Annotated in this window: 28 protein-coding genes; 27 read left to right on the top strand and 1 reads right to left on the bottom strand. The window is 48.8% G+C overall.

Features of this window, described 5'->3' with window-relative positions; all coding sequences use genetic code 11:
• The first annotated feature begins 14 nt into the window (after positions 1 to 14).
• The 17 genes from H8S17_RS14495 (at position 15) to H8S17_RS14415 (ending at position 14,492) form a co-directional block, all read left to right on the top strand.
• Positions 15 to 1,625, top strand: a complete 1,611-nt coding sequence (locus H8S17_RS14495; protein ID WP_002605633.1) for a recombinase family protein — start codon at positions 15 to 17, stop codon at positions 1,623 to 1,625.
• 21 nt (positions 1,626 to 1,646) lie between these two features.
• Positions 1,647 to 1,805 carry a Maff2 family mobile element protein gene (locus H8S17_RS17290; protein ID WP_186867753.1) on the top strand — a complete coding sequence of 53 codons (159 nt, stop codon included), beginning with the start codon at positions 1,647 to 1,649 and terminating at the stop codon, positions 1,803 to 1,805.
• A gap of 11 nt (positions 1,806 to 1,816) precedes the next feature.
• A complete protein-coding gene (locus tag H8S17_RS14485) occupies positions 1,817 to 2,683 on the top strand; it encodes a VirB6/TrbL-like conjugal transfer protein, CD1112 family (RefSeq protein WP_186867752.1) in 867 nt (288 codons plus the stop codon).
• Positions 2,684 to 2,698: 15 nt separating this feature from the next.
• Entirely contained in the window at positions 2,699 to 3,430 is a 732-nt protein-coding gene (locus tag H8S17_RS14480) for a septation protein SpoVG family protein (protein WP_186867751.1), read from the top strand.
• The gene (locus H8S17_RS14475; protein ID WP_120041463.1) at positions 3,420 to 4,199 is read left to right on the top strand and encodes a DNA-methyltransferase; all 780 of its coding nucleotides are present in this window, start codon (positions 3,420 to 3,422) and stop codon (positions 4,197 to 4,199) included. The genes H8S17_RS14480 and H8S17_RS14475 overlap by 11 nt, the downstream gene beginning before the upstream one ends.
• A 2-nt stretch (positions 4,200 to 4,201) precedes the next feature.
• Positions 4,202 to 4,771: an MT-A70 family methyltransferase gene (locus H8S17_RS14470; protein WP_330595807.1), complete on the top strand. Its 570-nt coding sequence runs from the start codon at positions 4,202 to 4,204 to the stop codon at positions 4,769 to 4,771.
• A 3-nt stretch (positions 4,772 to 4,774) separates the two neighbouring features.
• Complete coding sequence (locus H8S17_RS14465) at positions 4,775 to 5,164, top strand: PrgI family protein (protein WP_015563852.1); 390 nt, start codon at positions 4,775 to 4,777, stop codon at positions 5,162 to 5,164.
• The gene (locus H8S17_RS14460) at positions 5,121 to 7,481 is read left to right on the top strand and encodes a VirB4-like conjugal transfer ATPase, CD1110 family (protein WP_186867750.1); all 2,361 of its coding nucleotides are present in this window, start codon (positions 5,121 to 5,123) and stop codon (positions 7,479 to 7,481) included. The genes H8S17_RS14465 and H8S17_RS14460 overlap by 44 nt, the downstream gene beginning before the upstream one ends.
• Positions 7,462 to 9,180 carry a C40 family peptidase gene (locus tag H8S17_RS14455; protein WP_186867749.1) on the top strand — a complete coding sequence of 573 codons (1,719 nt, stop codon included), beginning with the start codon at positions 7,462 to 7,464 and terminating at the stop codon, positions 9,178 to 9,180. The genes H8S17_RS14460 and H8S17_RS14455 overlap by 20 nt, the downstream gene beginning before the upstream one ends.
• Positions 9,181 to 9,194: 14 nt before the next feature.
• Positions 9,195 to 9,446: a DUF4315 family protein gene (locus H8S17_RS14450; protein ID WP_015563850.1), complete on the top strand. Its 252-nt coding sequence runs from the start codon at positions 9,195 to 9,197 to the stop codon at positions 9,444 to 9,446.
• A 2-nt stretch (positions 9,447 to 9,448) separates the two neighbouring features.
• Complete coding sequence (locus H8S17_RS14445) at positions 9,449 to 10,198, top strand: DUF4366 domain-containing protein (protein ID WP_118727025.1); 750 nt, start codon at positions 9,449 to 9,451, stop codon at positions 10,196 to 10,198.
• Between the two features lie 177 nt (positions 10,199 to 10,375).
• The gene (locus tag H8S17_RS14440; protein ID WP_118743004.1) at positions 10,376 to 10,729 is read left to right on the top strand and encodes a cysteine-rich VLP domain-containing protein; all 354 of its coding nucleotides are present in this window, start codon (positions 10,376 to 10,378) and stop codon (positions 10,727 to 10,729) included.
• Between the two features lie 179 nt (positions 10,730 to 10,908).
• Positions 10,909 to 11,868 (top strand): hypothetical protein, encoded by a 960-nt coding sequence (locus tag H8S17_RS14435; protein WP_186867748.1) that lies wholly within the window; start codon positions 10,909 to 10,911, stop codon positions 11,866 to 11,868.
• A gap of 13 nt (positions 11,869 to 11,881) precedes the next feature.
• Positions 11,882 to 12,466 (top strand): defense against restriction DarA-related protein, encoded by a 585-nt coding sequence (locus H8S17_RS14430; protein WP_110104190.1) that lies wholly within the window; start codon positions 11,882 to 11,884, stop codon positions 12,464 to 12,466.
• Positions 12,467 to 12,478: 12 nt separating this feature from the next.
• Positions 12,479 to 12,643, top strand: a complete 165-nt coding sequence (locus tag H8S17_RS14425) for a hypothetical protein (RefSeq protein WP_186867747.1) — start codon at positions 12,479 to 12,481, stop codon at positions 12,641 to 12,643.
• On the top strand, positions 12,640 to 12,987 hold the full coding sequence (locus H8S17_RS14420) for a plasmid mobilization protein (RefSeq protein ID WP_110104189.1): 348 nt from the start codon (positions 12,640 to 12,642) through the stop codon (positions 12,985 to 12,987). Before H8S17_RS14425 ends, H8S17_RS14420 begins: the two co-directional genes overlap by 4 nt.
• A 158-nt stretch (positions 12,988 to 13,145) precedes the next feature.
• Positions 13,146 to 14,492, top strand: a complete 1,347-nt coding sequence (locus H8S17_RS14415) for a relaxase/mobilization nuclease domain-containing protein (protein WP_186867755.1) — start codon at positions 13,146 to 13,148, stop codon at positions 14,490 to 14,492.
• A 205-nt stretch (positions 14,493 to 14,697) separates the two neighbouring features.
• Here the strand turns inward: H8S17_RS14415 and H8S17_RS14410 are convergent, their stop codons facing one another.
• Entirely contained in the window at positions 14,698 to 15,054 is a 357-nt protein-coding gene (locus tag H8S17_RS14410; protein ID WP_025579572.1) for a helix-turn-helix transcriptional regulator, read from the bottom strand.
• Positions 15,055 to 15,253: 199 nt separating this feature from the next.
• Between H8S17_RS14410 and H8S17_RS14405 the strand changes: the two genes are divergently transcribed.
• The 10 genes from H8S17_RS14405 (at position 15,254) to H8S17_RS14360 (ending at position 24,818) form a co-directional block, all read left to right on the top strand.
• The gene (locus H8S17_RS14405) at positions 15,254 to 15,925 is read left to right on the top strand and encodes a response regulator transcription factor (protein ID WP_117465011.1); all 672 of its coding nucleotides are present in this window, start codon (positions 15,254 to 15,256) and stop codon (positions 15,923 to 15,925) included.
• Positions 15,909 to 17,324: a HAMP domain-containing sensor histidine kinase gene (locus tag H8S17_RS14400; protein ID WP_117465012.1), complete on the top strand. Its 1,416-nt coding sequence runs from the start codon at positions 15,909 to 15,911 to the stop codon at positions 17,322 to 17,324. The genes H8S17_RS14405 and H8S17_RS14400 overlap by 17 nt, the downstream gene beginning before the upstream one ends.
• Positions 17,325 to 17,457: 133 nt before the next feature.
• Entirely contained in the window at positions 17,458 to 18,210 is a 753-nt protein-coding gene (locus tag H8S17_RS14395) for a hypothetical protein (RefSeq protein ID WP_147326843.1), read from the top strand.
• Positions 18,211 to 18,261: 51 nt separating this feature from the next.
• Positions 18,262 to 18,597: a DUF3221 domain-containing protein gene (locus H8S17_RS14390; RefSeq protein WP_117500201.1), complete on the top strand. Its 336-nt coding sequence runs from the start codon at positions 18,262 to 18,264 to the stop codon at positions 18,595 to 18,597.
• 473 nt (positions 18,598 to 19,070) lie between these two features.
• The gene (locus H8S17_RS14385; RefSeq protein ID WP_186867746.1) at positions 19,071 to 19,481 is read left to right on the top strand and encodes a sigma-70 family RNA polymerase sigma factor; all 411 of its coding nucleotides are present in this window, start codon (positions 19,071 to 19,073) and stop codon (positions 19,479 to 19,481) included.
• A gap of 469 nt (positions 19,482 to 19,950) precedes the next feature.
• Positions 19,951 to 20,217: a DUF6870 family protein gene (locus H8S17_RS14380; RefSeq protein ID WP_007884026.1), complete on the top strand. Its 267-nt coding sequence runs from the start codon at positions 19,951 to 19,953 to the stop codon at positions 20,215 to 20,217.
• A 118-nt stretch (positions 20,218 to 20,335) separates the two neighbouring features.
• Positions 20,336 to 22,066 (top strand): recombinase family protein, encoded by a 1,731-nt coding sequence (locus H8S17_RS14375; RefSeq protein WP_186867745.1) that lies wholly within the window; start codon positions 20,336 to 20,338, stop codon positions 22,064 to 22,066.
• 7 nt (positions 22,067 to 22,073) lie between these two features.
• Complete coding sequence (locus H8S17_RS14370) at positions 22,074 to 22,958, top strand: Eco57I restriction-modification methylase domain-containing protein (protein ID WP_408639459.1); 885 nt, start codon at positions 22,074 to 22,076, stop codon at positions 22,956 to 22,958.
• Between the two features lie 93 nt (positions 22,959 to 23,051).
• Positions 23,052 to 23,831, top strand: a complete 780-nt coding sequence (locus H8S17_RS14365; protein ID WP_186867743.1) for a hypothetical protein — start codon at positions 23,052 to 23,054, stop codon at positions 23,829 to 23,831.
• 342 nt (positions 23,832 to 24,173) lie between these two features.
• The gene (locus H8S17_RS14360; RefSeq protein WP_154269143.1) at positions 24,174 to 24,818 is read left to right on the top strand and encodes a DUF1287 domain-containing protein; all 645 of its coding nucleotides are present in this window, start codon (positions 24,174 to 24,176) and stop codon (positions 24,816 to 24,818) included.
• Positions 24,819 to 24,944 lie beyond the last annotated feature (126 nt).

Genomic DNA, 24,944 nt, shown 5'->3' with positions numbered 1-24,944 from the left:
AAATGGAGGACACTATGTTAAGACAGACCACCCGAAACCTTATTACCGCCCTTTATCCGAGATTATCCCACGAGGACGAGCTGCAAGGTGAGAGCAATTCTATTTCAAACCAGAAGCGTATTCTTGAAACCTATGCGAAGCAGAACGGCTTTTCCAATCTGCAATGGTACACAGATGACGGTTATTCTGGGGCGAACTTCCAAAGACCCGGTTTTCAAGCCATGCTTGCGGACATTGAAGCCGGAAAAGTCGGCACCGTTATCGTCAAGGATATGTCACGGTTAGGGCGAAACTATCTGCAAGTGGGAATGTATACGGAAATGATTTTCCCACAGAAAGGCGTCCGCTTTATCGCTATCAATGACGGAGTGGACAGCGCACAGGGCGACAATGATTTTGCCCCTCTGCGGAACATTTTTAACGAATGGCTGGTGAGAGATACGAGCAAGAAAATCAAAGCAGTAAAACGGTCTAAGGGTATGAGCGGGAAGCCCGTCACGAGCAAACCCGTATACGGCTACTTTATGGACGAGGACGAAAATTTTATCATTGACGGGGAAGCCGCCCCTGTTGTGCGGCAGATTTACAGCTTGTGCCTTGCCGGGAACGGGCCGACCAAGATAGCCCGTATGCTCACAGAGCAGGAGATCCCCACGCCGGGAACGCTGGAATACCGTCGGACGGGAAGCACCCGCCGCTACCACCCCGGCTATGAGTGCAAGTGGGCGACCAATACCGTGGTACATATCCTTGAAAACAGGGAGTACACGGGCTGTCTGGTAAACTTCAAGACGGAGAAGCCGTCCTACAAGACCAAGCACAGCGTAGAGAACCCCATTGAGAAACAGGCGATTTTCGAGAACCACCATGAGCCTATCATTGACACCCAGATGTGGGAGCGTGTGCAGGAGTTACGCAAGCAGCGCAAACGCCCGAACCGCTATGATGAAGTGGGCTTATTCTCCGGCATACTCTTTTGTGCCGACTGCGGCAGCGTCCTTTACCAGCAGCGTTACCAGAACGCCACCCGCAAGCAGGATTGTTATATCTGCGGGAGCTACAAGAAGCGTACCCGTGACTGTACGGCGCACTTTATCCGCACCGACCTGTTGACCGCCGGAGTGACCGACAATCTGCGGAAAGTCACCAGCTATGCAGCGAAGCACGAAGCCCGGTTTATGAAGCTGCTGATCGAGCAGAACGAGGACGGGGGCAAGCGCAGGAACGCCGCAAGGAAAAAGGAGCTGGAAGCCGCCGAGAAGCGTATCAGCGAGTTATCCGCTATCTTCAAGCGGCTGTATGAGGACAGCGTGACCGGGCGCATTTCAGACGAGCGTTTCACGGAGCTGTCGGCAGACTATGAAGCCGAGCAGAAAGAACTGAAAGAGAGAGCCGCCGCTATCCGGGCAGAGCTTTCCAAAGCGCAGGAAGCCACGGTAAACGCAGAAAAGTTTATGAATGTTGTCCGCAAGTACACCAGCTTTGAAGAACTTACCCCTACCCTTTTGCGTGAGTTTGTGGAGAAAATCGTTGTGCATGAGTGCAGCTATGACGAGAACGGCACACGCAGACAGGACATTGATATTTATTACTCTTTCGTTGGCAAGGTAGACCTGCCCGAATGACCGCCCGACCTATCCGGCGCAATGCGCAAACGCCGGATAGGAACGGCAAAATTTTTTACACTTCTACTACTTCTTTATCACACATCAGCAAAGTCCCAGGGCATGAAGCAGCTCATGGCGGGCGGCGGCATCATCGTCATTGGCACCACACTGATCCCTCTGCTGTCTGGCCTGTTTTAAGGTAGGCGCTTATGGATTTTCTCACCGACTGGCTCACAAACTGGCTCAAAGAGCTTCTGATTGGCGGGATCATGGGAAACCTCGAAGGGCTTTTTGATACCGTCAATACCCAAGTCGGAGAGATTGCGGCACAGGTAGGGACTACCCCGGCGGCGTGGCACGCCGGGGTTTTCTCCCTGATCCGACAGCTTTCCGAAACGGTGATCCTGCCGATTGCCGGAATGGTGCTGACCTTTGTTGCCACTTATGAGCTCATACAGATGCTTTTGGAAAAGAACAATATGCACGAGGTTGACGTTGCGAACCTCTATAAATGGATATTCAAAACGGCCTGTGCAATCTTAATCCTGTCAAACACATTCAATATCGTCATGGCCGTGTTCGATGTATCGCAGAGCGTTATCGCGCAGGCAGGCGGGCTGATTCAAGGCTCTACCGATGTTTCGGCGGATATGCTTGCCGAACTGGAAACCTCGCTGGAGGCGATGGACTTGGGGCCACTTTTGGGGCTGTGGCTGCAGTCTGCGCTCATTGGCTTCACGATGAAGGCGATGGGAATTATCATTTTCGTTTTGGTGTATGGCAGGATGCTGGAAATCTATCTGCTGACCAGTCTGGCCCCCATCCCCGTTGCTACGCTTTCCAACCGGGAGCTTGGCAGCACCGGGCAAAACTACATCAAGTCCCTGTTTGCCGTGGGCTTTCAAGGGCTGCTGATTCTTGTATGTGTTGCAATTTACGCGGTGCTCATTCAAGGCATCGCAACAAGCGGCGATCCCATCGGGGCGATTTGGGGAACTGTGGGCTACACGGTTTTGCTTTGCTTCATGCTCTTTAAGACCGGGAGCATTGCCCAGCGTATCTTTGGCGCTCATTAACAGGAGGAGGTGCTTATGCCGAGAAGATACGGGGCGGATGGAACGCGCTTATGGAATGGAAAAACGCCGGAGGAGTTTACTGAAGCGGACGCTTACCGCTTTATGGCGGAAACGGAGGCCGTCCTGCAAAGAAAAGAGCTGATGGACGACCCCGCCCAGCCTGCTCCGGCAAGCGGAAAGGAGGAATTTTATCTGAGTAAGAAAGATGATGTATTGCTGACCCCGGAGCAGATTGCTGCGGAGGAGCGGCGCTGGCTGTTTGATGCTCCCATCGCGGAGCTTGCAGAAGTCAAGGGCGTTAGCATTGATGAGGCAGTAAAAATGCGGACAGATGCTGTCTTGCAGGAGGCGGTTGTTCCGATCACGGTATCTGTCCGTCCGATTGAGCCGCAGGGTAAACTGATCGGCTTCGCCAGCGTCAATTTTGGCGGTGTGGTCATCGACGATTTTAAGGTTGTGGACGGGAAAAACGGAATTTTTCTCGGAGCTCCCTCTAAACCCGATCCTGCCAGCCGGACGGGATACCGGGCTACGGTTCGGATTCCTGACCGCGCCACACAGGAGCGGATTAACGCGGCTGGTGTGAAGGCGTATCATGCGGCGGTGGAACAGCTTGTTGCACGGGCCCAGGCGGTACGGCCTGCCCCGATCAAGGAGCAGATGGCCGAGGCCGCGAAACAAGCTGGAAAAGAAAATGCCGCCCGGCCTGCACCTGCCAAAGCAAAGGAGGCCCGCAATGACCGATAGCCGCACTTTGGGACAACGTGTCCCGAAAGAGGGCTTGTTTCTCATGGACGGCATCGAGGGCTTGCGTTCTTTGCCAAAACATAGCGTGGATATGCTGCTGACTGATCCGCCCTACGGCACAACCCGGAATTATTGGGATGTGCCCCTGCCGCTCCCGGAGCTGTGGGAGGCGGTGAAATGGGCAGTCAAGCCGAATGGCGCAGTGCTGTTTTTCGCACAGTGCCCCTTTGACAAGGTGCTGGGCGCATCCAACCTCGCCATGCTCCGCTATGAGTGGATTTGGTACAAGGAGCGCGGAACGGGCTTTCTCAATGCAAACCGGGCTCCACTGAAAAAGTCCGAGAATATCTTGGTGTTTTACCAGAAGTCCCCGGTCTACAATCCGCAGTTTACTTATGGCAAGCCTTATGCCCGCGTTCATTCCCGAAGCGGTACAAGCTCCAACTATGGGAAATTTGAACGGCAGGGATCGGAGTCCAACGATGGCCGCCGCTATCCCGGAAATGTACTTTTTGTGCCTACGGTGTCCGGCGGCATCCACCCCACGCAGAAGCCCGTGGAGCTCTGCGAGTATCTGATCCGCACCTATACCCACCCCGGAGAACTGGTCGCGGACATTTGCGTTGGCTCCGGCACAACCGCGATTGCAGCCATCAACACAGAACGCCGCTTTGTATGCTTTGAAACGGCCCCGTCCTTTTATGCCGCCGCCAGTGAGCGCATCCGTGCGGCGCAGGCAGTAAAAAGCTCCGGCGAGAAAGGAGTGTAATTATCCAGCAGTATTCTATCATTTACGCCGATCCCCCTTGGCGCTACTCGGCTAAGAAAGTACAGGGCGCGGCGGAAAATCATTATCCAACTATGAGCATTGAGGATTTATGTGCGTTGCCTGTGGCTGATCTTGCAGCCCCGGACAGCGCACTCTTTTTATGGGCTACTTTCCCGCAGCTCCCGGAGGCGCTCCGGCTGATCGAGGCTTGGGGCTTCACCTACAAAAGCGTTGCTTTCGTCTGGCTGAAAAAGAACAAGAAGGCGGATAGCTGGTTTTACGGCCTTGGCTTCTGGACAAGGGGCAATGCAGAAATCTGCCTGCTGGCAACCAAGGGACATCCAAAGCGGCAGGCTGCCAACATTCATCAATTCATCATTTCCCCGATTGAAGCCCATAGCAAAAAGCCGGACGAGGCCCGCGCCAAAATCATTTCCCTGATGGGCGATCTGCCCCGCGTGGAGCTCTTTGCCAGGCAGACCCCGCCCGGCTGGGCTGTATGGGGAAATGAAGTAACACCAACCATCCCGGACTTTGAGACACATTGTCCCGAAGTACAGAAAGGAGTGTGATCTATGCCCTATGTAAACGTACCAAACGATTTATCCAAAATCAAAACAAAGATGGCTTTCAACCTCACCAAACGCCAGCTTGTCTGCTTCGGCAGCGCGGGCGCAGTGGGGATTCCGGCCTATCTGCTGACCCGTGGCACCCTCGGCAATACCGGGGCGATGTTTCTCATGCTGGGAATTATGCTCCCGGCGTTCCTGCTGGCCATGTATGAAAAGGACGGCTTACCCTTTGAAAAGGTGGTGCGGAACATCATCCGGGCCAAGTTTCTAAGGCCGGGGATCAGGGCCTACCGAACCGAAAACATTTATGCGCCCTTTGCCGGGCCGGGCGCTGGAAAGGAGGATGTGATTGAAAAACACAAAGAAGAAAAACGGAGCCGCCGCCAAGGGTAAAGGCCGGGCGGCCCTGTCTGCCCAGCAGACAATCCCGTATCTGTCCATGCACCCGGACGGTGTGTGCAAGCTCCCGGGCGGGCTCTATACAAAAACCGTGGAATATGAGGACATCAATTACTCCGTGGCATCCACCGAGGATCAGACTGCCATATTCAGCGGATGGAGCTCATTTCTTAACTACTTTGACAGTTCGCTGCCGTTCCAGCTTTCCTTTATCAATCGCCGTTCCCATTCCCGCAGCCGCTATCAAGTCAATATCCCGAAAGCGGATGACAACTATAACAGCGTCCGGGACGAGTTTACCGGGATGCTGAAAAATCAGATTGCCAAAAGCAATAACGGCATTGAACGCTCAAAATACATCACCTTTGGCATACCCGCCGAGGGGATTGCGGAGGCTCGGCCCCGTCTGGAGCGTGTGGAGGCTGATGTCATGGGAAACTTTAAGCGGCTGGGCGTTCCCTCGGAGCCTATGGACGGGCGGGCCCGCCTTGCGCTGCTTCATAGCCAGATGCATCCGGGGAGCCGCGAGGCGTTCCGCTTTTCGTGGAAAGACATCCCACAGACCGGGCTTGGCACAAAAGACTTTATTGCCCCGGACAGTCTCGACTTCCGCCAGTCCCGCACATTCCGTATCGGCCAGTATTGGGGCGCGGTGTCCTACTTGCAGATTATGGCATCGGAGCTTTCGGATAAGCTGCTGGCGGAAATCTTGGAGCTGGATGCGGAAATGACCGTGACCATGCACATTCAGACCGTGGATCAGCTCAAGGCAATCAAGACCATCAAGGGGAAAATCTCGGACATTGGGAAAATGAAAGTGGAGGAACAGAGAAAGGCTGTGCGCTCCGGCTATGACCCGGACATTCTTCCCCCTGACCTGATTACATTCAGCAAGGACGCGGCGGAGCTTCTGGCTGATTTGCAATCCCGCAATGAGCGAATGTTTCTGCTGACCTTTACGGTGGTAAACCTTGCCCCTACTCGCCAGCGGCTGGAAAACGATGTGTTTACCGTGGGCGGCATCGCGCAGAAATACAACTGCGCTCTGCGCCGTCTGGACTGGCAACAGGAACAGGGCTTTGTTTCTTCGCTGGCCCTTGGCTACAACGAGGTAGAAATCCAGCGCGGTATGACAACCAGCTCCACAGCCATTTTTATCCCCTTTATGACAAGGGAGCTCCGCATGGCTGGACAGGCCCTCTACTATGGCATGAACGCACTTTCTCACAATGTCATCATGGCTGACCGCAAAAAGCTGAAATCGGCAAACGGGATGTACTTGGGCTCTACGGGCTCCGGAAAGAGCTTTGCCGCAAAGCGCGAGCTCTTGAATGTGTTTCTCACCATCCCGCAGGATCGGATCATCGTGGTTGACCCGATGGGCGAATACGCGCCGCTGGTGCGAAGGCTGGGCGGTCAGGTGATCGAGATTGCCCCGGACAGCCCGCACCATCTCAATCCGATGGATGTGGAGCTCAATATGGCTGCCGGAGAAAGCCCGCTTTCCATGAAGGCGGATTTTCTTTTGTCCCTGTGCGAGCTGGTGGTCGGCGGCAAGGAAGGCTTGCAGCCCATTGAAAAGACGGTCATTGACCGCTGTGTGCGTTTGGTGTACCGGGAGCAGGCGCTCGGATTGGAAACCGCAAAAACGCCGCTGTTGCAGGATTTGTACGAAGAGCTCTTACGCCAGCCGGAGCCCGAGGCCCGGCGCGTGGCAACTGCCTTAGAGCTTTATTGTACAGGCTCCCTCAATCTTTTTAACCATCCTACCAACGTCAAGACGGACAGCCGTGTGGTGTGCATCGTTCTGAAAAACATGGGCGAAAACCTTAGAAAGATTGCAATGCACATCACAAACGAGTTTGTTTCGCAGGCGGTGGATCAGAACTTCCACGAGGGCGCGGCAACTTGGTGCTACTTTGACGAGTTTCACATTCTGCTCCGTGATCCACTGACAGCCAGCTACTTTGTGGCGGTCTGGAAAATGCTGCGTAAAAAAGGATGTGTGCCGTCTGCTTTGACGCAGAACGTCAAAGACCTTTTGGCAAGCCGTGAAATCGAGAACATTCTGGACAACACGGATTTTATGATTCTGCTTTCGCAGGCGCAGAGTGACCGTACCATTCTGGCAAAACAGCTCGGTATTTCCGAGCACCAGCTTTCCTATATCACACACAGCAATTCCGGCGAGGGGCTGTTGTTCTATGGAAATGTGACCATCCCGTTTGTGGATCGGTTCCCTCGCGGAGAAATCTATGACCTGCTGACTACCCGCCCGGAGGATATGAAGAATGAAACGAAAAACGAATAAGGCCAAGGAGGAGGCTTGGTCGCAGACCGCCCACGCCCCTGACGAGGAGCAGTCCGGGCCGGAGGCTTCCGACACTTCGGGACAAAGTGTCCCAAAGTCCAAGTTCCGCAAAAAGAGCCAGCAAGAACAGGCTGCGGCAGCAAAGCTCCGTATGGAGTCCCAAGGCGAAAAGCTGGAACAGGCCCGGGAGAAGCTGGCAAAACAAAAGCCGCCGAAAAAGCCCGGCCCGGTAAAACGCATAGGCCGTGTTGCCAGTGGTTCCGTTCACAGCTTCGTGCATGGCAAGATTTTTGAAGTGGAACAGGAAAATGTCGGCACAGAAGGCGCACACCGTTCTGAGCTTGTGGGAGAAACCGCGCTGCGGCACGGCTCCCGCTTTGTGCGCCGTAAAGTCCGGGAACATCCGGCAAAAGTGGTACGCAAGGCCGAGGCCCGCTATACCAAATACACGGCGGACTACCATTTTCACACCGCCGCACAGGAGCACCCGGAGCTGACGAAAAATGCCCTTACCCGCTACTGGCAAAAGCAACGGCTTCGCAGGCAATACCGCAAGCAGGCAAAGGAGGCTGCAAAGCAGGGCGCGGCTGCGGCTGGGAAAACTGCCACAGCCGCAGAACACCTGACCGCCCGGGCAGTGGAATTTGTCAAAAGTCATCCCGCAGGTGCCGTGGTTGCGGTGCTCTGTGTGTTACTCCTGTTTGCTATGCAGTCCTGTTCCTCTACCATGCTTATGCTGGGGAACGCCGGGGCCGGTGCATTAGGGGCCAGCACCTATCCTTGCGAGGATCGGGATATGCTGGCCGCCGAAGCTGCCTACTGTGCGCTGGAAGATGATTTGCAGCATTATCTGGACACCTATGAAAGCACCCATGACTATGACGAATACCACTTCGATCTGGACGAAATCGAACATGACCCCTATGTGCTGCTTTCTCTTTTGTGTGCGCTCCATGAGGGGCAATGGACAATAGACGAAGTACAGGGAACGCTGCAAATGCTGTTTGACCGCCAGTATATTCTCACGGAGGATGTGGTGGTGGAAACCCGGTATCGCACAGAAACCGACACATGGACGGACGAGGATGGCAACTCCCATACGGACACCTATCAGGTGCCTTACGATTATTACATCTGTACGGTCACGCTGGAAAATTTTGATTTGTCCCATGTGCCTGTATACGTTATGGGTGAGGATCAGCTTTCCCGGTATGCCATCTATATGGCAACGCTGGGAAACCGTCCTGACCTGTTTCCGGATTCTCCCTATGTGAATAAGTACATTACCGGGAAACCCGGTGATTACGAAGTGCCCGGAGAATATCTGGACGATGAAACCTTTGCCGCGATGCTTGCCGAGGCGCAGAAATATATCGGCTATCCCTATGTGTGGGGCGGCAGTTCTCCTGCCACTTCCTTTGATTGCTCGGGGTACGTTTCGTGGGTCATCAATCACTCCGGCTGGAATGTGGGCAGGCTGGGAGCCCAGGGGCTCTATAACATCTGTACGCCGACCAGTTCTCCCAAACCCGGTGATCTGGTGTTCTTCAAAGGCACCTATGACACGCCGGGCGTGAGCCATTGCGGGATTTATGTCGGTGATGGAAAAATGCTGCATTGCGGAGATCCCATCGGCTACGCAAATTTGAATACAAGCTACTGGCAATCTCATTTTTACGCCTACGGGCGTTTACCGTGACAGGAGGTTTTGAAATGGCAACTACCAAAAGCATGAAAATTCAGGCCGAGATTGATAAGGTCAAGGCCAAAATCAGTGAACAGCAGGCCCGGCTCAAGGAGCTGGAGCAGAAAAAGCTGGAGGCGGAAAACAGCGAGATCGTGGACATTGTGCGCGGTATGAGCATTTCCCTTACGGAGCTCCCGCTGCTGTTTGAAAAGCTGAAGGACGGAGGTACTTTGGGACAAAGTGTCCCGAAGTCCGAAGAAGAAAAGGAGGAAAACTGAATATGAAACACTTTCGTATGTTGGCGGCGGGGCTTTGCTCCGCCGTTCTTTTATGCGGCTTTGCGATTCCGGCCTATGCCTATTCGGACGGCGGGAATGAGGAACCGCCTGTTGTGGAAGAAACTCCGGCCCCGGAGCCAGCGCCTACCATTACCCCGGGCGAGGGCTTTTCGGAGGATGGAAACCTTGTGACCCGCGATCTGCTCTACGATGCCGCAACCAACAAACAGTTCATCACGGTGGAAACCAGCGGCGGCAACACCTTTTACATTGTCATTGACTATGACAAGCCTGTGGACGAGGACGGCGAACAGTATCACACCTACTTTTTGAACATGGTGGATGAAGCCGATCTGCTGGCGGCACTGGAGGCCGCTGGCGGAGAACTTCCGGCCTGCTCCTGCACAGAAAAATGTGCGCCCGGAGCCATCCATACGGATTGCGAGGTCTGCGCGGTCAACATGACCGAGTGTGCTGGCACAGCTCCCGAACCCGCCCCGGTGACAGAACCTGCGGAGGAGCCGGAACCCGAGCCCCAGCAGAAAAGCAATACCGGGATGCTTCTGCTGATTTTGGCAGTGGCTGTTCTGGGCGGCGGTGCAGGCTGGTACTTCAAAATTTACCGCCCGAAGCATGAAAAAGCTGCTGTACCCGAAGAAGATTATAGTGAGGAACTGGCTGATTATGACGATTCCGAGGACGATGGGCCGCCTTGGGACGAGGACGATACCGAAAGCGAGGATAATGAATGAGATTTACCAACAACCCCTATGAGGGATTTATGAAAGAAAAAAGCTACTTTAAGGGTGTGCCGCCAAGCCTGCCGCCGAAGGGCTCCCGTTGTGACGGCTGCCCTTACTGGCGCGGGATCGGCTGCATGTTCTGCTACCGGGAGCAGCTCAAACCACCGGGCAACGGGAGGTGATACTGTGGGCCGAGAACTGACCCGGACAGAAAAAGCGGCAATCCGCAGGCTGGTGTCAAAATGGTGTGCCAACTATGACCGGGACTGCGGCTGCCTGCCGCTGGATTGCGAGTGCTATATGTTTGGGAAATGCTGGACAGGGGCTTATTGCCGCTACTTCCGCGAGGCAGTTCTGCCCCTTGATCCGGCGCTGGAGGTTGCGCTGCTGACAGAAGGGCCAAGGCCAGATTTCAAGGCTTGCCCGGTATGCGGCAGAGCCGTGGCTCCTGATGGACGGCAAACCTATTGTTCGGCGGCCTGTGCAAAGGCGGCACACCGCAGACAGCAGCGGGAATATATGCGGAAAAAACGGGGCTGATGTGTTGACAATTAGGCCAGCCTAAACCCGCTTATGACAAGGCTTTTTAAGGCCCTTTTCTGCGGGAGGTGTATGTTTCTATGTCCGGCCCTGTTTCCGTGAGATGCTGTCAACATTTTAGCTGCCGGGGCTTTGGGACAATTTGTCCCAAAGTTCCGGCTTTTGTGGAAGGAGGTACTATGCCGAAATATTATCCGATCAACGAAGAAGCCGCAAAGCGGGCAAAAGATATGAACAGCTTTTCCGACTATCAGCCGGGCTCCGCTACGGCGGGCTACCGGGCAATGGTCGATGAAGTGTATGCAGCGGCGGAACGCCAGAAAGCCCGTGTCGATCCCATGTACCATGATAAGATTGACGCGCTGGTGGATCGCTATGCCCGGAAACTTGCGGAAAATCTGAATGAACGCAATGTGATTGATGCCCGGGTGCCCTCTATTCTGATCTCCGGGGGCGGTAATTTCCCTGTGGCAAAAAAGCACAAGCAGAACGCCGCCCGGGATCGCAACTATGGAGAGTATGCGGAGATTTCAAAGCTGCTTGATAAAATCCGCTCTGTTGGAATGGGTGGGATCAGCGCGGATGACGATCTGGCCGTGGAAAAGCTGACAAAAAAGCTGGAGGGGCTGGAGTCCCAGCAGGCCACTATGAAGGCGGTCAATGCGTATTTTCGGAAACACAAAACGCTGGACGGCTGCCCGGAGCTTACGCCGGAGCAGGCAGAAAAGCTCAAAGCAGATATGGCGCAGTCATGGCACTTGGACAAAAGCAAGCCATACCCCGCCTATCTGCTTTCCAACAACAACGCCAACATCCGCCGTGTACGCCAGCGCATTGAGGAACTGAGCAGCCGCTCCGAGTTTGCTGGCTGGACATTCCCCGGAGGTGAGGCCAAAATCAACGAGGCTGAAAACCGTTTGCAGCTTATTTTTGAGGAAAAGCCCGATGCCGATCAGCGGCAGGAACTGAAAAGTAACGGCTTTAAGTGGGCTCCCAGCCAAGGGGCATGGCAGCGGCAGCTTAACCAGAACGCCATCCGTGCTGCGGCCCGGATAGACTTTCTGCGACCCGAGGACGGTACAAGCCCCTATCAGCTCCAGCCGTTTGTGAAAAGAGAAAACAAAGAAATGTCTCGATGATGGGAGGTGTACTATGGACAAAAATCAAGGCTACTCCATTTTGAAGGCGGTCATGCTGGAAAATGGACGAGGATTTGCATTGGGCGAACATCCCACCGCGCCATCCCGCTATGTCACATGGGCCTGCTATGATGACAAGGACGGCCAGCGGCAGTACGAATGGGGTCACTATGGAAATGACCGTGCCGCGATGGAGCAGGATTTTGCAGACCGGGTGCAGGACTATCAGCGTATTTATAACGTGGGGATCAGGCAGACCGAGGCTCCCGGTCTTTACAAGTATTATTCGACCCAGCGGCCTGTGGACATAGGGACATTCCCGAAGCCGCCCTATAACAAGCCGGATGAAATTTTCAATTACGATCAGCGCGTCCCGGTGGAAAATGGCTCGTTCTTAGCTTGGGGTTATCTTACCTATACCCGCCCCCTGACAGAAAAACAGGCATCCGACTATGAGCTGCGTCCTGCGCCTGATAATCCCGACAGGCCCCGTCCGATTGCCGAGCAGATGAAAAATGCGGCAAAGTTGGCGGAGGCAGATCGCGGCTCGGAGGCTCCGGCTCCCCAGCGTAGGCAGCCTGACCGTGGCGATAGATAAGGAGGTGCGTATATGAAAAAGAAATGTGAACAGGAATTGTCTGTACTGGAGGCGCTGCGCCTGCACCGTGAATTTCATTTGCCGCGCCCCGTTCCGGCAGACGAACAGGAAAAGCCGCTGGATAAGGTAAAGGAGCCGCCCCGCGCTTGCCGCAGCCGGGAGCGTGAGGAGCGATGACAAAGAAACGCCGCCGTCCGATCCATCTTCATGTAATGGTGTCGGAGGAGGAGCAGGCCCTGATTCAAGAACGTATGGCGGAGGCTGGCATCCGTAACATGGGAGCCTATATGCGGAAAATGGCCCTGAGTGGGTATGTGCTTCATGTTGACCTTTCGCCTGTTCGTGAGCTGGTTTCGCTCCAGCGGCGCTGCTCCAACAATCTGAACCAAGTGGCAATTCAAGCCAACACCTACAGCGCAATTTATCCCGAAGAACTCGCGGCCTTGCAGCGGGACTATGCCGCCTTGTGGGGGCCTCTGTCTGATCTCTTGAAACAGCTCTCCGCGCTGGTAGAGCTTTGACCCATCCGGGGAGTGGTTGATACCGCTCCCCGGCTTTTTCTACTTTGGGACAAAGTGTCCCAAAGTAAAAATACTATTTGCCGGAAGGAGGGATTTCTACGGCGACCACCTATATCCGCCCTTATAAAACAGTGGCGGGAAAAAGTGCAATTCAAACGATGGAGGATCGTTTCACCTATGGCCTGAACCCGGAAAAGCTGGGAGCCGTATCTTCCTATCTCTGCGATCCGAACACGGCCCCCGCCGAGTTTCTTCTGGTAAAAAGTCAATACCATGCAGAGACAGGCCGGGCCGTATCTCGCGGGGCCCTGTTCTTTCAGATCCGGCAGGCGTTCCTGCCCGGGGAGGTTACGGCGGAAGAAGCAAACCGTATTGGTTATGAAACGGCGATGCGCTGGACAAAGGGAAAGTATCAGTTCTTCGTCTGTACGCATACCGACAAGGCCCATATCCACAATCACATTTATTTCAATGCGACGGCCTTTGATCGCTCCCGGAAATTTCATAATTTCATCGGTTCGTCCTTTGCCCTGCGGCGGCTCTCTGACCGCGTGTGCATCGAACATGAATTGTCTGTTATCCAAAATCCGTGCCAGCACAGCAAGGGCCGTTTTCTCCACTATGGACAGTGGATCGGAGAAAAGCCACCCTCTGCCAAGCAGCGGGTACGGCTGGCTATTCTCGCGGCTTTGGAGAAAAAGCCAACAGACTTTGCCGACTTTCTTCGTCTCATGGATGAGTCCGGCTTTTCGGTGAAACAGGGACGCGGCGGTGTCATCTCATTCCTTGCGCCCGGGCAGGAAAAACCGACTCGGCTCCGGGCTTCTACACTGGGAGCCGGATTTGACCCGGAGGACATCAAGGCAGTAATTGCCGGGGAACGTCCACTCCCTGAGATGCCAGAGGAGCCCACGGTTCCGCCACGGCGAGTTAATCTCATCATCGACATTCAAAAGCGTATGGCCCAGGGCAAGGGTCCGGCTTATGAACGATGGGCCAAGGTCTACAACTTAAAGCAGATGGCGGCTGCACTCCAGTATTTGCAGGAGCATCATCTGACAGACTATGCGGCGCTGACGGCCAGCACCGAGGCTGCGGTGGATCACTTTCACAAGCTGTCTGACGAACTCCGCACAACGGAGGAGGCTCTTTCCAAAACATCGGAGCTGATGGCTGCCACGGTGGACTATGCCAAGACCCGCCCGGTGTTCGACGGGTACAAGGCTGCACGGTACAGCAAAAAGTATCTGGCCCAGCATGAAGCGGAGCTTGCCACTTACCGGGCGGCAAAGGATACCATGAACACCAGACTGAACGGCGCAAAGCTCCCTAAAATAGAAGCACTAAAAAAATCCCGCCGTGAGCTGGCGGGACAAAAGAAAGAGCTTTATGCGGAATACCGCAAGGCCCAGGCGGATATGCGGCAGGCTGTGGCAATCAAGGCGAACATTGATCATCTGCTCGGCGTGACGGACGGGCGGGAAAATAAGGCCCAGGAGCGATAGCGACAGGCCGCAGACAACAGGCGCATAGCGCCGGGACTTTGGGACAATTTGTCCCGAAGTTCAGCGGGTTTGGGGAGCTCCCCAACAAGCATTTTTGCGGGCCTGCGGCCAGCAAAAATTTCGGAGTGTGGCCACACCCGAATTGCTTGCCATTTAGCGGCACCCCCGAAAAGCCCCCTAAAAACGAGAAAAACGAAGGCCCTTTTTACTTGACCTCCGTTTCTCTGGCTTTTTGTAGTCCCTCTGCTGTGGCCTCCATGACCGTCAATTCCTTTTCGTCCATTGTATTGAGCAGCCTGTCAATATGTTGGCGGCAGTCGCTTTCGCCGTTCTGCCTGTCAGGATAAAAGAACTGGTCTACGGAAATATCCAACAGGGTGACGATTTGGTAAAAGGTGTTCAGGCTTGGATGCTGGCCCCGGTTCTCAAAATACATGATGGAACGAGGGGTACGGTCTACGAGCTGTGCAAGGTATTCCTGTGTCCAGCCTTTCGCCTCTCTCTTGCGCTTGATCTCCCGGCCTAATGCGTGGAAGTCAAGCCGTCTGGTGTCTTGGTACATTCTCATATCACCCCTATATTATTTTACATTTCGGGTTTGACTATGAGAACGAAACACAATTTTATGTTTTGGTAGTATTTTATTGCCCGTCGGCAAGGTTGCCGATGTTACACGGACAAGGTATAATAACAGAAAGAAAATTTGAAAACTACACTTTAATCACAAAAATCTATGATACGCTATCTTTGGAGGTGTTATTATGCAAAGGATTTTAGTCGTTGAGGACGATTTTGATATTCAAGAACTTTTACAGAATTTTTTGCAAGAAGCAGGATATGAAGTGGCTACTGCAAATGATGGCATCGAGGCACTATCTTTGTTTTCGGGGCAACGATATGACTTGATTATATTGGACATTTTGCTTCCCAAAATTGACGGTTATGGTGTCTGTGAGTTGATACGAAAGCAATCGGATGTTCCCATTATTATGCTGACTGCATTGAGCGGTGAGGAAGATCAAATCAGGGGATTGGATTTGCAGGTGGATGACTATATTACAAAGCCTTTTTCTATGCCAATCTTACTTCGCAAAATTGCAGCTGTACTTCGGCGTAGCAAGCGGGGAGAAGATGAAAAGCCTCAAATCATCACTTATGGCAATTTACTTTTGAACTGTGATAGTTATGCCGCCACCGTGGATGGATCTGATTTTGAACTGACGCAAAAAGAGTTTGAAATATTGCGGGAACTGCTGACCCATCAAGGCCGGATATTGACCCGCCAGAACTTATTAGATAAGCTGTGGCGATTTGATTTTTATGGGGATGAGCGAGTTGTTGATACCCATATCAAAAACTTACGCAAGAAGCTGGGGATAGATTTCATTCAAACGATCAGAGGGGTGGGATATAAAGTTGATAAAGAAAATTAAAGGCAGTCTGTTTATAAAAGTTTTTATCACTACTGCTATCCTATTGACAGGGGTGAGCTTTCTGGTTTACTTGATTTTAGCTTGGTACACCCCGAAAACATATTCTAATACCCTTAATGCAACATTAGATGAACAAACAAAAATATTCATTTCAGAAATATCGCAAATGCCCATGGAAGAAACAGGGGGTATTTTTGATAACTTTCTTGATTATCAGAATGTAGACCGAATGGAACTGTTTGAAGAAAATGGTAATAGAATAAATCTTCCAACGGAACGAAGTGCTGATAATGATGTTGTTATAGAAACAAAGGCTTGGGGAAATGAAGATAATAATGCACCTATTATATCCAATAGTTATACGGTTTCATTTCTTGGCAAAAATACAAACTACACTTTAGTTGTTTATGGAGCGGCGGGGCAAGTAGCAGAACTGCAAAGAGCATTTCAAAAAGTGTTTCCGTTACTTGCATTTATAGTGTTTTGCGTATCACTGGTTACTGGTTGGATTTTTTCACACCTTATTACTAAACCCGTACTGAAAATAAGCCGTATTTCTAAAGAAATGTCCGAATTACAATTTGAATGGCAATTAGATGAACAACGGACTGACGAACTGGGAATATTGGCAAAGAGCCTTAACTATTTATCGCAGAAGCTCAATGTAACTTTGAATGACTTACAGGCAGCAAATAGAAAACTGGAACTTGATATAGAACATGAAAAGGCATTAGAACAAGCTCGCACGAATTTCTTTTCAGCGGTGTCTCACGAATTGAAAACGCCTATCACGATTATCAAAGGGCAATTAGAGGGCATGCTCCTTGGTATTGGACCCTATAAAGACCATGAAAGATACTTGACAAGGTCGCTGGAAATTACAAACACGCTTGAAACAATGGTGCAAGATATATTGACAATTTCGCGGTTAGAAACTGCGGGGGCCGATTTCAAGAAAGACCACTTGGATTGTGTGCAAATTATCAAAGCCTATCTGAACGAAACAGCGGATTTGATTGCAGAAAAAGATTTACAAATACACCTTGATATACTGCCATCTGCTTTCATAAACGGAAATAAGATGTTGGTAGAAAAGGTTTTTTCAAATCTAATTGGAAACGCAATCAAGTATTCCCCACAAAGAGCGGATATTTGGATTTCCGTACTTATGAAACATGAGCAGATAGTATTTTCTGTTGAAAATGCAGGGGTGCATATACCAGAAAATAGTATTCCCAGATTGTTTGATGCGTTCTATCGCGTGGAGCAGTCAAGAAGCCGAAAGACTGGAGGAAGTGGACTTGGACTGTATATTGTGCAGGAAATACTACACCAGTATGGAAGTGAATGTACGGTTTGCAATACGCAAGCTGGGGTAAAGTTCTCTTTTATAATTTGAAAGATATGGAAAAGCGGTGGGTAATCAACTCGCCGCTTTTCAACTACACATAAATCACAAACTAATCCCAAATGTATCACAAAAGGTAGTGGTATCCTTTATATATATTCAAAGAAAGGATGGTGTTTATTTTATGAGCACAAAAAAACTACTTACATTAGCTCTCGGAAGTGCATTGCTTGTGGGGGGGGTAGCTGGGTGTAGTTCATCAGTGAATATTCCTTCCGATAACAACACTACGAAAAATGTTTCCTATCAGGCACAAACCGTTTCTGATACGGAAAATGCGGCGAACGATTCTACTACAGCAGAACTGCCTGGTGGAAGTGTGGACTACTCCATATATGAACCTTACGGCTTGAGCTATGATCAGGAGAATTATTATTTTACCTATAATGGGAATGTAGTGAGATTTTTTAATGACCCCATAGCTGGAGCGAGTTTCACGAATTTCTTTTCTGGAACGGTGGATATTGAGGCAGACCGGGACGAAGAAAATAACCTTGTTGGTATTAAAGAGTGTTCCAAAGAAAATTATGACCGTCATACCCAAAAGCATAATAACTTTAATCCCACTGATACATCATTGAGTACTGTACAAAAGGGAGAATCTACTCCCCAACTTTGGCTTAAAGACTATGCAGACTATGGCATTACCTACAACGAGCAGAGCGGCGGTTGGTATTATAATAATCAGAGAATTAAGATATTATTGGACAGTGAACAGGCTGTTGTTTACACTGATGAAGAAAATGGAGTATGTGTTACTATTTCAAGGGATGGCAACCATCAAATTTCAGAAATTAAAGAAATATCTGAAACAGATGCACAATCACTCATGCTAAAGAATAATCCTATTGGAGAAGATTACACCTCGCAGGAATAATTTCTGCTTTCATAATCAGCCGAGCGATGGCAAAAGGCGGAGGTGACCTGTATGAAAAAGATTCTATCACTCATTTTAACATTGTTTTGTGTATTAAGTCTTGTTGGCTGTGGGCGTTCTATGGACGACATCATAAAGAATGAGTCCAGCATTACCGGCGTTGTGGAAGAAGTTTATAACAACTCCATACTTATTTCCATCCAGACAGACGCTTACCCTTACGGAGCATATTGCGATGTTTCTTTGGATGCAGAGAACAAAGATGACATGGTTGATTTCAACATTGGTGATGAAGTCATTGTCTATTACGATGGTAACATTGCAGAGAGCTATCCATTACAGATCAATACGGTGTATGCGATTTCTTTGAAAGATCCAGCTAACTGAAGTAAAAATAAGCGTTTTCCAGTTCTGGTACTTGTAGCGTAATTCAAGAGTAAAGACTGCCGCACGACGGCAAAAGAAAAAAAGCCGTCGTACAGCAGCCTATCAATACGCCTATTTGAAACGGCGGCTCAATTTTCAGAGCCGCCGTTTCTCTTTGGATATTCAGTAACCCCACGGCGGCCCATAGGAGGGTGTCGCCGTGTCCATCTTACTTTCTCACAATTCCCATGACCTTCACCAGCTAAAAAAAGCATAGCTCCCCCTCCGGGACAGTCTGGCTATGAAGGTACAATATATCAGTACAATTATGATAATGTAATTTCATGCGTCTGCATAGCGTCTTGCTGTGCGGGCGCTTTTTTGTACTTCGAGACAAATTGTCCCGAGGTGCGGGGCGGCTCCCCGGGGTGCCGCTCCCCGCCGAGCCCCGTTTCGGTCACTCATCCACCCAACACCGAAACGGAGGTTTATTTATGACTACAATCAATCTGAAGGATTTTTATTATTGGTACACACAGGATCAGTTTATCGAGGTTTCTGACGAGGTAGCCGAAGTATTTGTGTCCGATGCCCGGCACGAAATGGCCTACCAGCGGCGGCTCTCCCGGCATAAGGCGCAGTATTCTCTGGACTGCGATGACGGGATCGAATATTCCGCCTGCCTGCATGAGCCAACGCCCCAGGAGCTTCTGGAGCGCATGGAGCTGTTCATCCGTCTGTGGAACGCTCTCAATTCTCTGCCGGAGATCCAGGGCCGCAGAATTGACGCACATATTATTCTTGGCAAGTCGATTAAGAAAATTGCCGAGGCCGAGGGAGTACATGAGGAGTCTATTCGCCAGTCGATCAAGCGTGGCCTTGAACATATGAAAAAAACTTTTTGATTTTTTCATCTTAACCCACTTGAAATTGATGAAAAAATGTCTCGGTTTATGAGAGGAGGTTTTCTTCCTAACGCAAGGGAATAACGGCAGCCCTGAGTAAGTACGGGGAGCCAGACAGTGGGTGCGCAGTGACATCTCCCAAAAGAGATTGAGCGAACAACACCAACACTGTAAATGGGCCCGGTCATCCCAAGTCCATGATCCGGCGCTGAACAGGTTGGCTGCCTGTTCCTCCGGGCTTGTCGCTTTACTTGCGTTGAGAGCGCCGCACAGAAAATAACGATTGTCTTTGGACAGGCCAAGTAAATATGTGCGGCGCTCTCTAATATTCAAAAACTATAATAAACCTCGAGACAAAGTGTCCCAAGGTGGAGTAAGGCAACAGGCCAGCATCCCGGTGGTGCTGGCCTGTTGCGTTTCCCCACCAAACAGCGGGAGGCGTTCTATCAATCTGCGAAGGAGGTTTACCGTGAAATTAACTACACAGGAACTTGAACAAATGAGAAGCGTTGACATTGGCGCGGTGGCTGCCGAGTCCCTGCCTGATGTGAGCGGTATGACCTTTGACAATGCGCTTTCCCGAAAGGAGCGCATCTCTCGATTTTTGCAGACTGTCAAAAATCCATACTGCTTTTGCATCGGTGGTGTTGGCGTGAAAATTGAATTTGCTGAAAGCGGGCCATCTCTCCAAGATAAGCTGACGGATTTCCTGCTGCGGCAAAGAAGCGGGCTGTAACTTCGGTTACAGCTCGTTTTGCTTCTTCGAGACAAAGTGTCCCGAAGCGGAGGCATCCTTGTTGTCCTCCCCGGACAGAGTTATAATATAAGTGTAATGTGATAGGGAAGGAGGAATAATGGCACGAGCAAAAAACAGAGGGTATCAGCAGAGTTTCTCTCCCTCTTACACAATCCGCCGCTGGCGGCTGGGCATCTATATCCGGCTTTCAAAGGAAGATTTGAAAAAAGGAAAAGACGATAGCAACAGCGTAAAAAACCAGCGTGACCTACTGAACGATTTTTACCGACGCAACATTGACGAGTTTGAAAGTATCACGGAATATGTAGATGACGGACATACTGGAACGGATGCTAACCGTGAAGATTTTCAACGGCTCTTGGCGGATGTCATGAGTGGTAAAATCAACTGCGTTATAGTAAAAGACCTGTCCCGCTTCGCACGAAATTATAGCGATGCCGGAAGTTTGATCGATAACCTGTTTGTTCAAATGGGTGTTCGCTTTATCAGCCTTGCTGAGAATGTGGACAGCTACAAGAACCCCGACAGCGTTTCAAATATCATCGTTCCCATTACAAACGTGATGAACGATAATTACTGCTATCAGACTTCCAAAAAGATCCGGCAGGTATTTGATTACAAACGGCGCAACGGCCAGTATATCGGAGCATTTGCTCCTTACGGCTATGTAAAGCACCCAAAGGACAAGCACAGGCTGATTGTTGATCCAGATGCTGCTGAAAATGTCAAACTCATTTTTACAATGCTTATTCAAGGGTCATCAAAACGTGCTATCGCGCTGTACCTGAACGAACACGGCGTACCGAGCCCCTCGGCTTACAAGGTACAAAAGGGCTTGCCTGTTTCGACAAGAGGGTATGACGATCCTATGTGGGGAGTCCGCATGATCCACTCCATTCTTACCAATCCGACCTACACCGGGGATTTAGCCCAAGGCCGAAGCCGGGTGAAAAGCTACAAGGTACACCAGATTGAAGCTGTTCCACGCGAGGAATGGGTGGAAGTGGCTGGAACGCATGAGGCCATTATCGACTATGAAACTTTCGACAAGGTACAGGCTCTCTTACAGCGTGATACCCGTACTTCCCCGAAAGGCCGTGAGGTACATTTATTCAGCGGCTTTCTGAAATGTGCCGATTGCGGGCGGGCCATTACCCGATGCGTTGGCAAGAACAACAATGTATATTATTCTTGCTCAACCTACAAGAACCGTTCCCGGACAGCCTGCACCATGCACTCAATCAAGCATGAACGGCTGGAGGCTGCTGTTTTGTTCGCTGTACAGCATCAGGTACATTTGGCTGTTTCCTACTCGGAAATCGTCACGCAGATCAATTCCGCTCCAATCAAAAAAAGCCAGTCTTACCGACTGGACGATCTGATAGCTGCAAAAGAGCGGGAACTGACAAAGATAACACGCTACAAGCAATCTCTTTATCAGGACTGGAAAGACGGTGAAATCACCCAGCAGGAATACCGGGATATGAAGGCTGACTATGAACGGCAGACTTCTGATATTTCCGCGGTGCTTACCCGGCTGAACGCTGAACGCGCAGAACTGGCAAACGGTGTGGACAACGAGCATCCTGCACTGGTAGCCTTTATGAAGTATCAGAACATTGAAGCCCTCAACCGTGAAATCTTGGTTGAACTTGTGGACTATATCAAGGTCTATGAAAACGGCAATATCAGCGTGAAATTCAAATTTGCTGACGAGCTCCGCAAGATTGCCGAGTACATTGAAATCAACACTACGGAAGATACCGCAGTAGCGGGCTACCCCCCGCTACAAACCTCTTTGACAGTGTGTTTTCCTAATAGGCGCTAATCATAAGATGTTAATAGATGAAATGAAAAAGGAGTTCGGACAAATGAAATTTGATGTAGTCATAGGTAACCCACCATATAATAGAGGGATAGATATAGATTTTGTATTTTTAGGATATACATTATGTGATAAATATACTTGTATGATAACACCCGCTAAGTGGCAGACCGCAGAGGCTTCACAGGGAATTGCTAGTCAACATAGCTACGGAGAGTTTAGACAAGTCATTGTACCCTGTATAAAACAGGTATGTTTTTACCCTTGTTGTAAAGATGTATTTGACATTTATCAGACAGATGGGATTTCTTATTTTTTAGTAGATAAAAATAAAAAATCCGATACAGCTTTTGTGTCAAATAAATGCAATGATATAAATGTATTTAACGGAGAAGAATATAGAAGTATACTACATGAAGAAAGCTTGCTTAATATAGGACAAGAAATAATTGATTCATTAGGAGCATATAAAGTGTTTCAATTTCCCTATATAACAGGGAATAAACATTATGAAATATGGATGAATACAAAAGTATCTGGTTATGACTGGTATGCAACCAAACACCCACGTTATGTTTTAAGTATATCACGGCTTATTGATAACACAAAAAATGAATCATATAGTGGTGAATCAAAATGTATTTTTGAATCAGACAGTATTGAGGAATGTAAATCATTCGTATCATGGATATATAGCAAGTTTACAAGATTCTTTTTAGTTCCTAATATCAGTAAATTAAACAATATTCAAACAAATCATTGTTTCCGATTTGTTCCAGCTCCACCAACAGGCAAGTTTGACCACATATATACTGATGAAGAACTTTACGAAGCATTTGACCTACCTCAAAAATACAGAGATGTAATAGAATCAGTCATCAAAGAGCGAAAATAATCGAATATAATATAGCAAATCATTCACAATGTTCTTGTCATGTGATAAAATATGATAAGATATGCATAATGAGAATATTGGAGGTACAAACGAATGTATTCAGTAACCAAACGAATTAGCATGATAAAACAACCCCGTGGTGGATACATAAACAAAAAAGAACTTGTGGTAACTCAACTTGATGATGGAATTACATTGAATGAGAATGAGAATATCCATGCAAGTTTAGTTGGTCTTGCAGTTGATTATATGACCCGATTTTTGATGGGTGTCCAAAAAGAGGAAGCCTTTTCAATATCTTTGAAGGGTGCTTTGGCTTTGGATTTATTTACAGGGAATAAAAAGCAATCGTCAATGAAAAACGCTACAAGTCTATTAGCAGATATAAAAGGACTTGATAAAAAATCCATAACAAATGCTTGCAAATTGGTAGGATACGATGTTTGTTTTAGAGCTGGCATAATAGGGTATAAGCCAGTAGAAGAAATTAACCCCGATAAAGATACGATTGAGAACATTGTAACCATGATTAATCGCAGTTTATCTTTTTGGAAAGAATATGGACCTATAACAAAAGATGGATTTACATTTGAAGGCGGATACACAGACACTATTTCTACTGGTGATGGAGACTATTTAACAAAAGATACATTATGGGATTTTAAAGTGTCAAAGGATGAGCCAAAGCCAAAATACACATTGCAGTTGTTGGTATATTATATCATGGGTATGCACTCGATTCATAAAGAGTTTAAGAGCGTAAAAAATCTAGGTATATATAATCCTCGTATGAACAAAGCCTATACAGTAAGCATTGATACGATACCTCAATCAGTAATTAATGAAGTATCAAAAGATGTAATTGGTTATTAAAAATACAGTGGCAAATTGAAAAGGCTACCTCACCATCCAAGTGAAGTAGCCTTTCAAAAATTCCATTCTAATAAATTGCACGACAACTTAGAGTAAAAATGAATACCCATTAGTAAGAAATGAATAGAAAATGAATAAAAGTGTGGTGTTTCGTATAATTATGAGTTAATATGCATCAGACACACTTTTGTAAAAAGGGAGTTATTTTTTGAAAGTTGAGACTATGTAAAAGAGTGTCTTTGTCTGATTAACACACTCATCGTGGGTGAACTCATTTTTCATAATAGTATCATTATGGTATAATAGAGACATTAAAATCGCAAGTTGTTTAACGGAGAATGTATGAAGAAGAGAATAACGCTTATTGTTTTTTCGGTACTAATAATTGCTGCTTTATATGTGTTGTATTGTTTTAATTATATTCCACATAAAAAATATACAAATGCAGATTTCAATATAGAAGCTTACAAGAGCAATATTGATAAAGACAATGATGGTATAGATGACCAAACAGATATATTAAATAATGCAAATAATTACATAAAAACTAATCCAAAATATAAAAGCAAATATTACAACACAGGTTATCCAAATGATGAATATGGGGTTTGTACTGATGTAGTAGCTTTTGCTTTAAAAGATGCAGGATATGATTTGATGGTATTAGTAAATGAGGATATAAAAAACAATAAAGAATTATATGATATAGATGCCGTTGATAAAAATATAGATTTTAGAAGAGTTAAAAATTTAAAAGTATATTTCGATAATAATGCAATAAGTCTTACTACAGATATAAATGAAATAGAAGAATGGCAAGGTGGAGATATTGTTGTATTTAAAAAACATATCGGAATTATATCTGACAAGAGAAATCGAAAAGGTATATGTTTTGTAATCCATCATGCAAATCCATATCAAATATATTATGAAGAGGATATACTGGAACATCGTGATGATATCATAGGACATTATAGAATCAGTTAAACAACTCCCAGTTGTGCGCCCAGCTAAGGGTGTGTAACCAAGTCGGTGGGAATCCGATTTATCCAAGGTCTAGCCAGCCAGATAATAGCGAGTCTTGGGATGTTGTTGGTAACAGCAACTGACAAG

It is taken from the genome of Roseburia zhanii (assembly GCF_014287635.1).
In the GTDB taxonomy this organism is placed as follows: Bacteria; Bacillota; Clostridia; order Lachnospirales; family Lachnospiraceae; genus Roseburia_B; species Roseburia_B zhanii.
The sequence above is the reverse complement of the archived record's forward strand: the minus strand, read 5'-3'. Positions and strand labels throughout refer to the sequence as shown.

Bases quoted from the DNA above. Each gene is read 5' to 3' on its own strand.
- H8S17_RS14495 (WP_002605633.1), top strand. From the start codon at position 15: ATGTTAAGACAGACCACCCGAAACCTTATTACCGCCCTTTATCCGAGA.
- H8S17_RS17290 (WP_186867753.1), top strand. From the start codon at position 1,647: ATGCGCAAACGCCGGATAGGAACGGCAAAATTTTTTACACTTCTACTA.
- H8S17_RS14485 (WP_186867752.1), top strand. From the start codon at position 1,817: ATGGATTTTCTCACCGACTGGCTCACAAACTGGCTCAAAGAGCTTCTG.
- H8S17_RS14480 (WP_186867751.1), top strand. From the start codon at position 2,699: ATGCCGAGAAGATACGGGGCGGATGGAACGCGCTTATGGAATGGAAAA.
- H8S17_RS14475 (WP_120041463.1), top strand. From the start codon at position 3,420: ATGACCGATAGCCGCACTTTGGGACAACGTGTCCCGAAAGAGGGCTTG.
- H8S17_RS14465 (WP_015563852.1), top strand. From the start codon at position 4,775: ATGCCCTATGTAAACGTACCAAACGATTTATCCAAAATCAAAACAAAG.
- H8S17_RS14455 (WP_186867749.1), top strand. From the start codon at position 7,462: ATGAAACGAAAAACGAATAAGGCCAAGGAGGAGGCTTGGTCGCAGACC.
- H8S17_RS14450 (WP_015563850.1), top strand. From the start codon at position 9,195: ATGGCAACTACCAAAAGCATGAAAATTCAGGCCGAGATTGATAAGGTC.
- H8S17_RS14445 (WP_118727025.1), top strand. From the start codon at position 9,449: ATGAAACACTTTCGTATGTTGGCGGCGGGGCTTTGCTCCGCCGTTCTT.
- H8S17_RS14435 (WP_186867748.1), top strand. From the start codon at position 10,909: ATGCCGAAATATTATCCGATCAACGAAGAAGCCGCAAAGCGGGCAAAA.
- H8S17_RS14430 (WP_110104190.1), top strand. From the start codon at position 11,882: ATGGACAAAAATCAAGGCTACTCCATTTTGAAGGCGGTCATGCTGGAA.
- H8S17_RS14425 (WP_186867747.1), top strand. From the start codon at position 12,479: ATGAAAAAGAAATGTGAACAGGAATTGTCTGTACTGGAGGCGCTGCGC.
- H8S17_RS14420 (WP_110104189.1), top strand. From the start codon at position 12,640: ATGACAAAGAAACGCCGCCGTCCGATCCATCTTCATGTAATGGTGTCG.
- H8S17_RS14415 (WP_186867755.1), top strand. From the start codon at position 13,146: ATGGAGGATCGTTTCACCTATGGCCTGAACCCGGAAAAGCTGGGAGCC.
- H8S17_RS14410 (WP_025579572.1), bottom strand. From the start codon at position 15,054: ATGTACCAAGACACCAGACGGCTTGACTTCCACGCATTAGGCCGGGAG.
- H8S17_RS14405 (WP_117465011.1), top strand. From the start codon at position 15,254: ATGCAAAGGATTTTAGTCGTTGAGGACGATTTTGATATTCAAGAACTT.
- H8S17_RS14395 (WP_147326843.1), top strand. From the start codon at position 17,458: ATGAGCACAAAAAAACTACTTACATTAGCTCTCGGAAGTGCATTGCTT.
- H8S17_RS14390 (WP_117500201.1), top strand. From the start codon at position 18,262: ATGAAAAAGATTCTATCACTCATTTTAACATTGTTTTGTGTATTAAGT.
- H8S17_RS14385 (WP_186867746.1), top strand. From the start codon at position 19,071: ATGACTACAATCAATCTGAAGGATTTTTATTATTGGTACACACAGGAT.
- H8S17_RS14375 (WP_186867745.1), top strand. From the start codon at position 20,336: ATGGCACGAGCAAAAAACAGAGGGTATCAGCAGAGTTTCTCTCCCTCT.
- H8S17_RS14370 (WP_408639459.1), top strand. From the start codon at position 22,074: ATGTTAATAGATGAAATGAAAAAGGAGTTCGGACAAATGAAATTTGAT.
- H8S17_RS14365 (WP_186867743.1), top strand. From the start codon at position 23,052: ATGTATTCAGTAACCAAACGAATTAGCATGATAAAACAACCCCGTGGT.
- H8S17_RS14360 (WP_154269143.1), top strand. From the start codon at position 24,174: ATGAAGAAGAGAATAACGCTTATTGTTTTTTCGGTACTAATAATTGCT.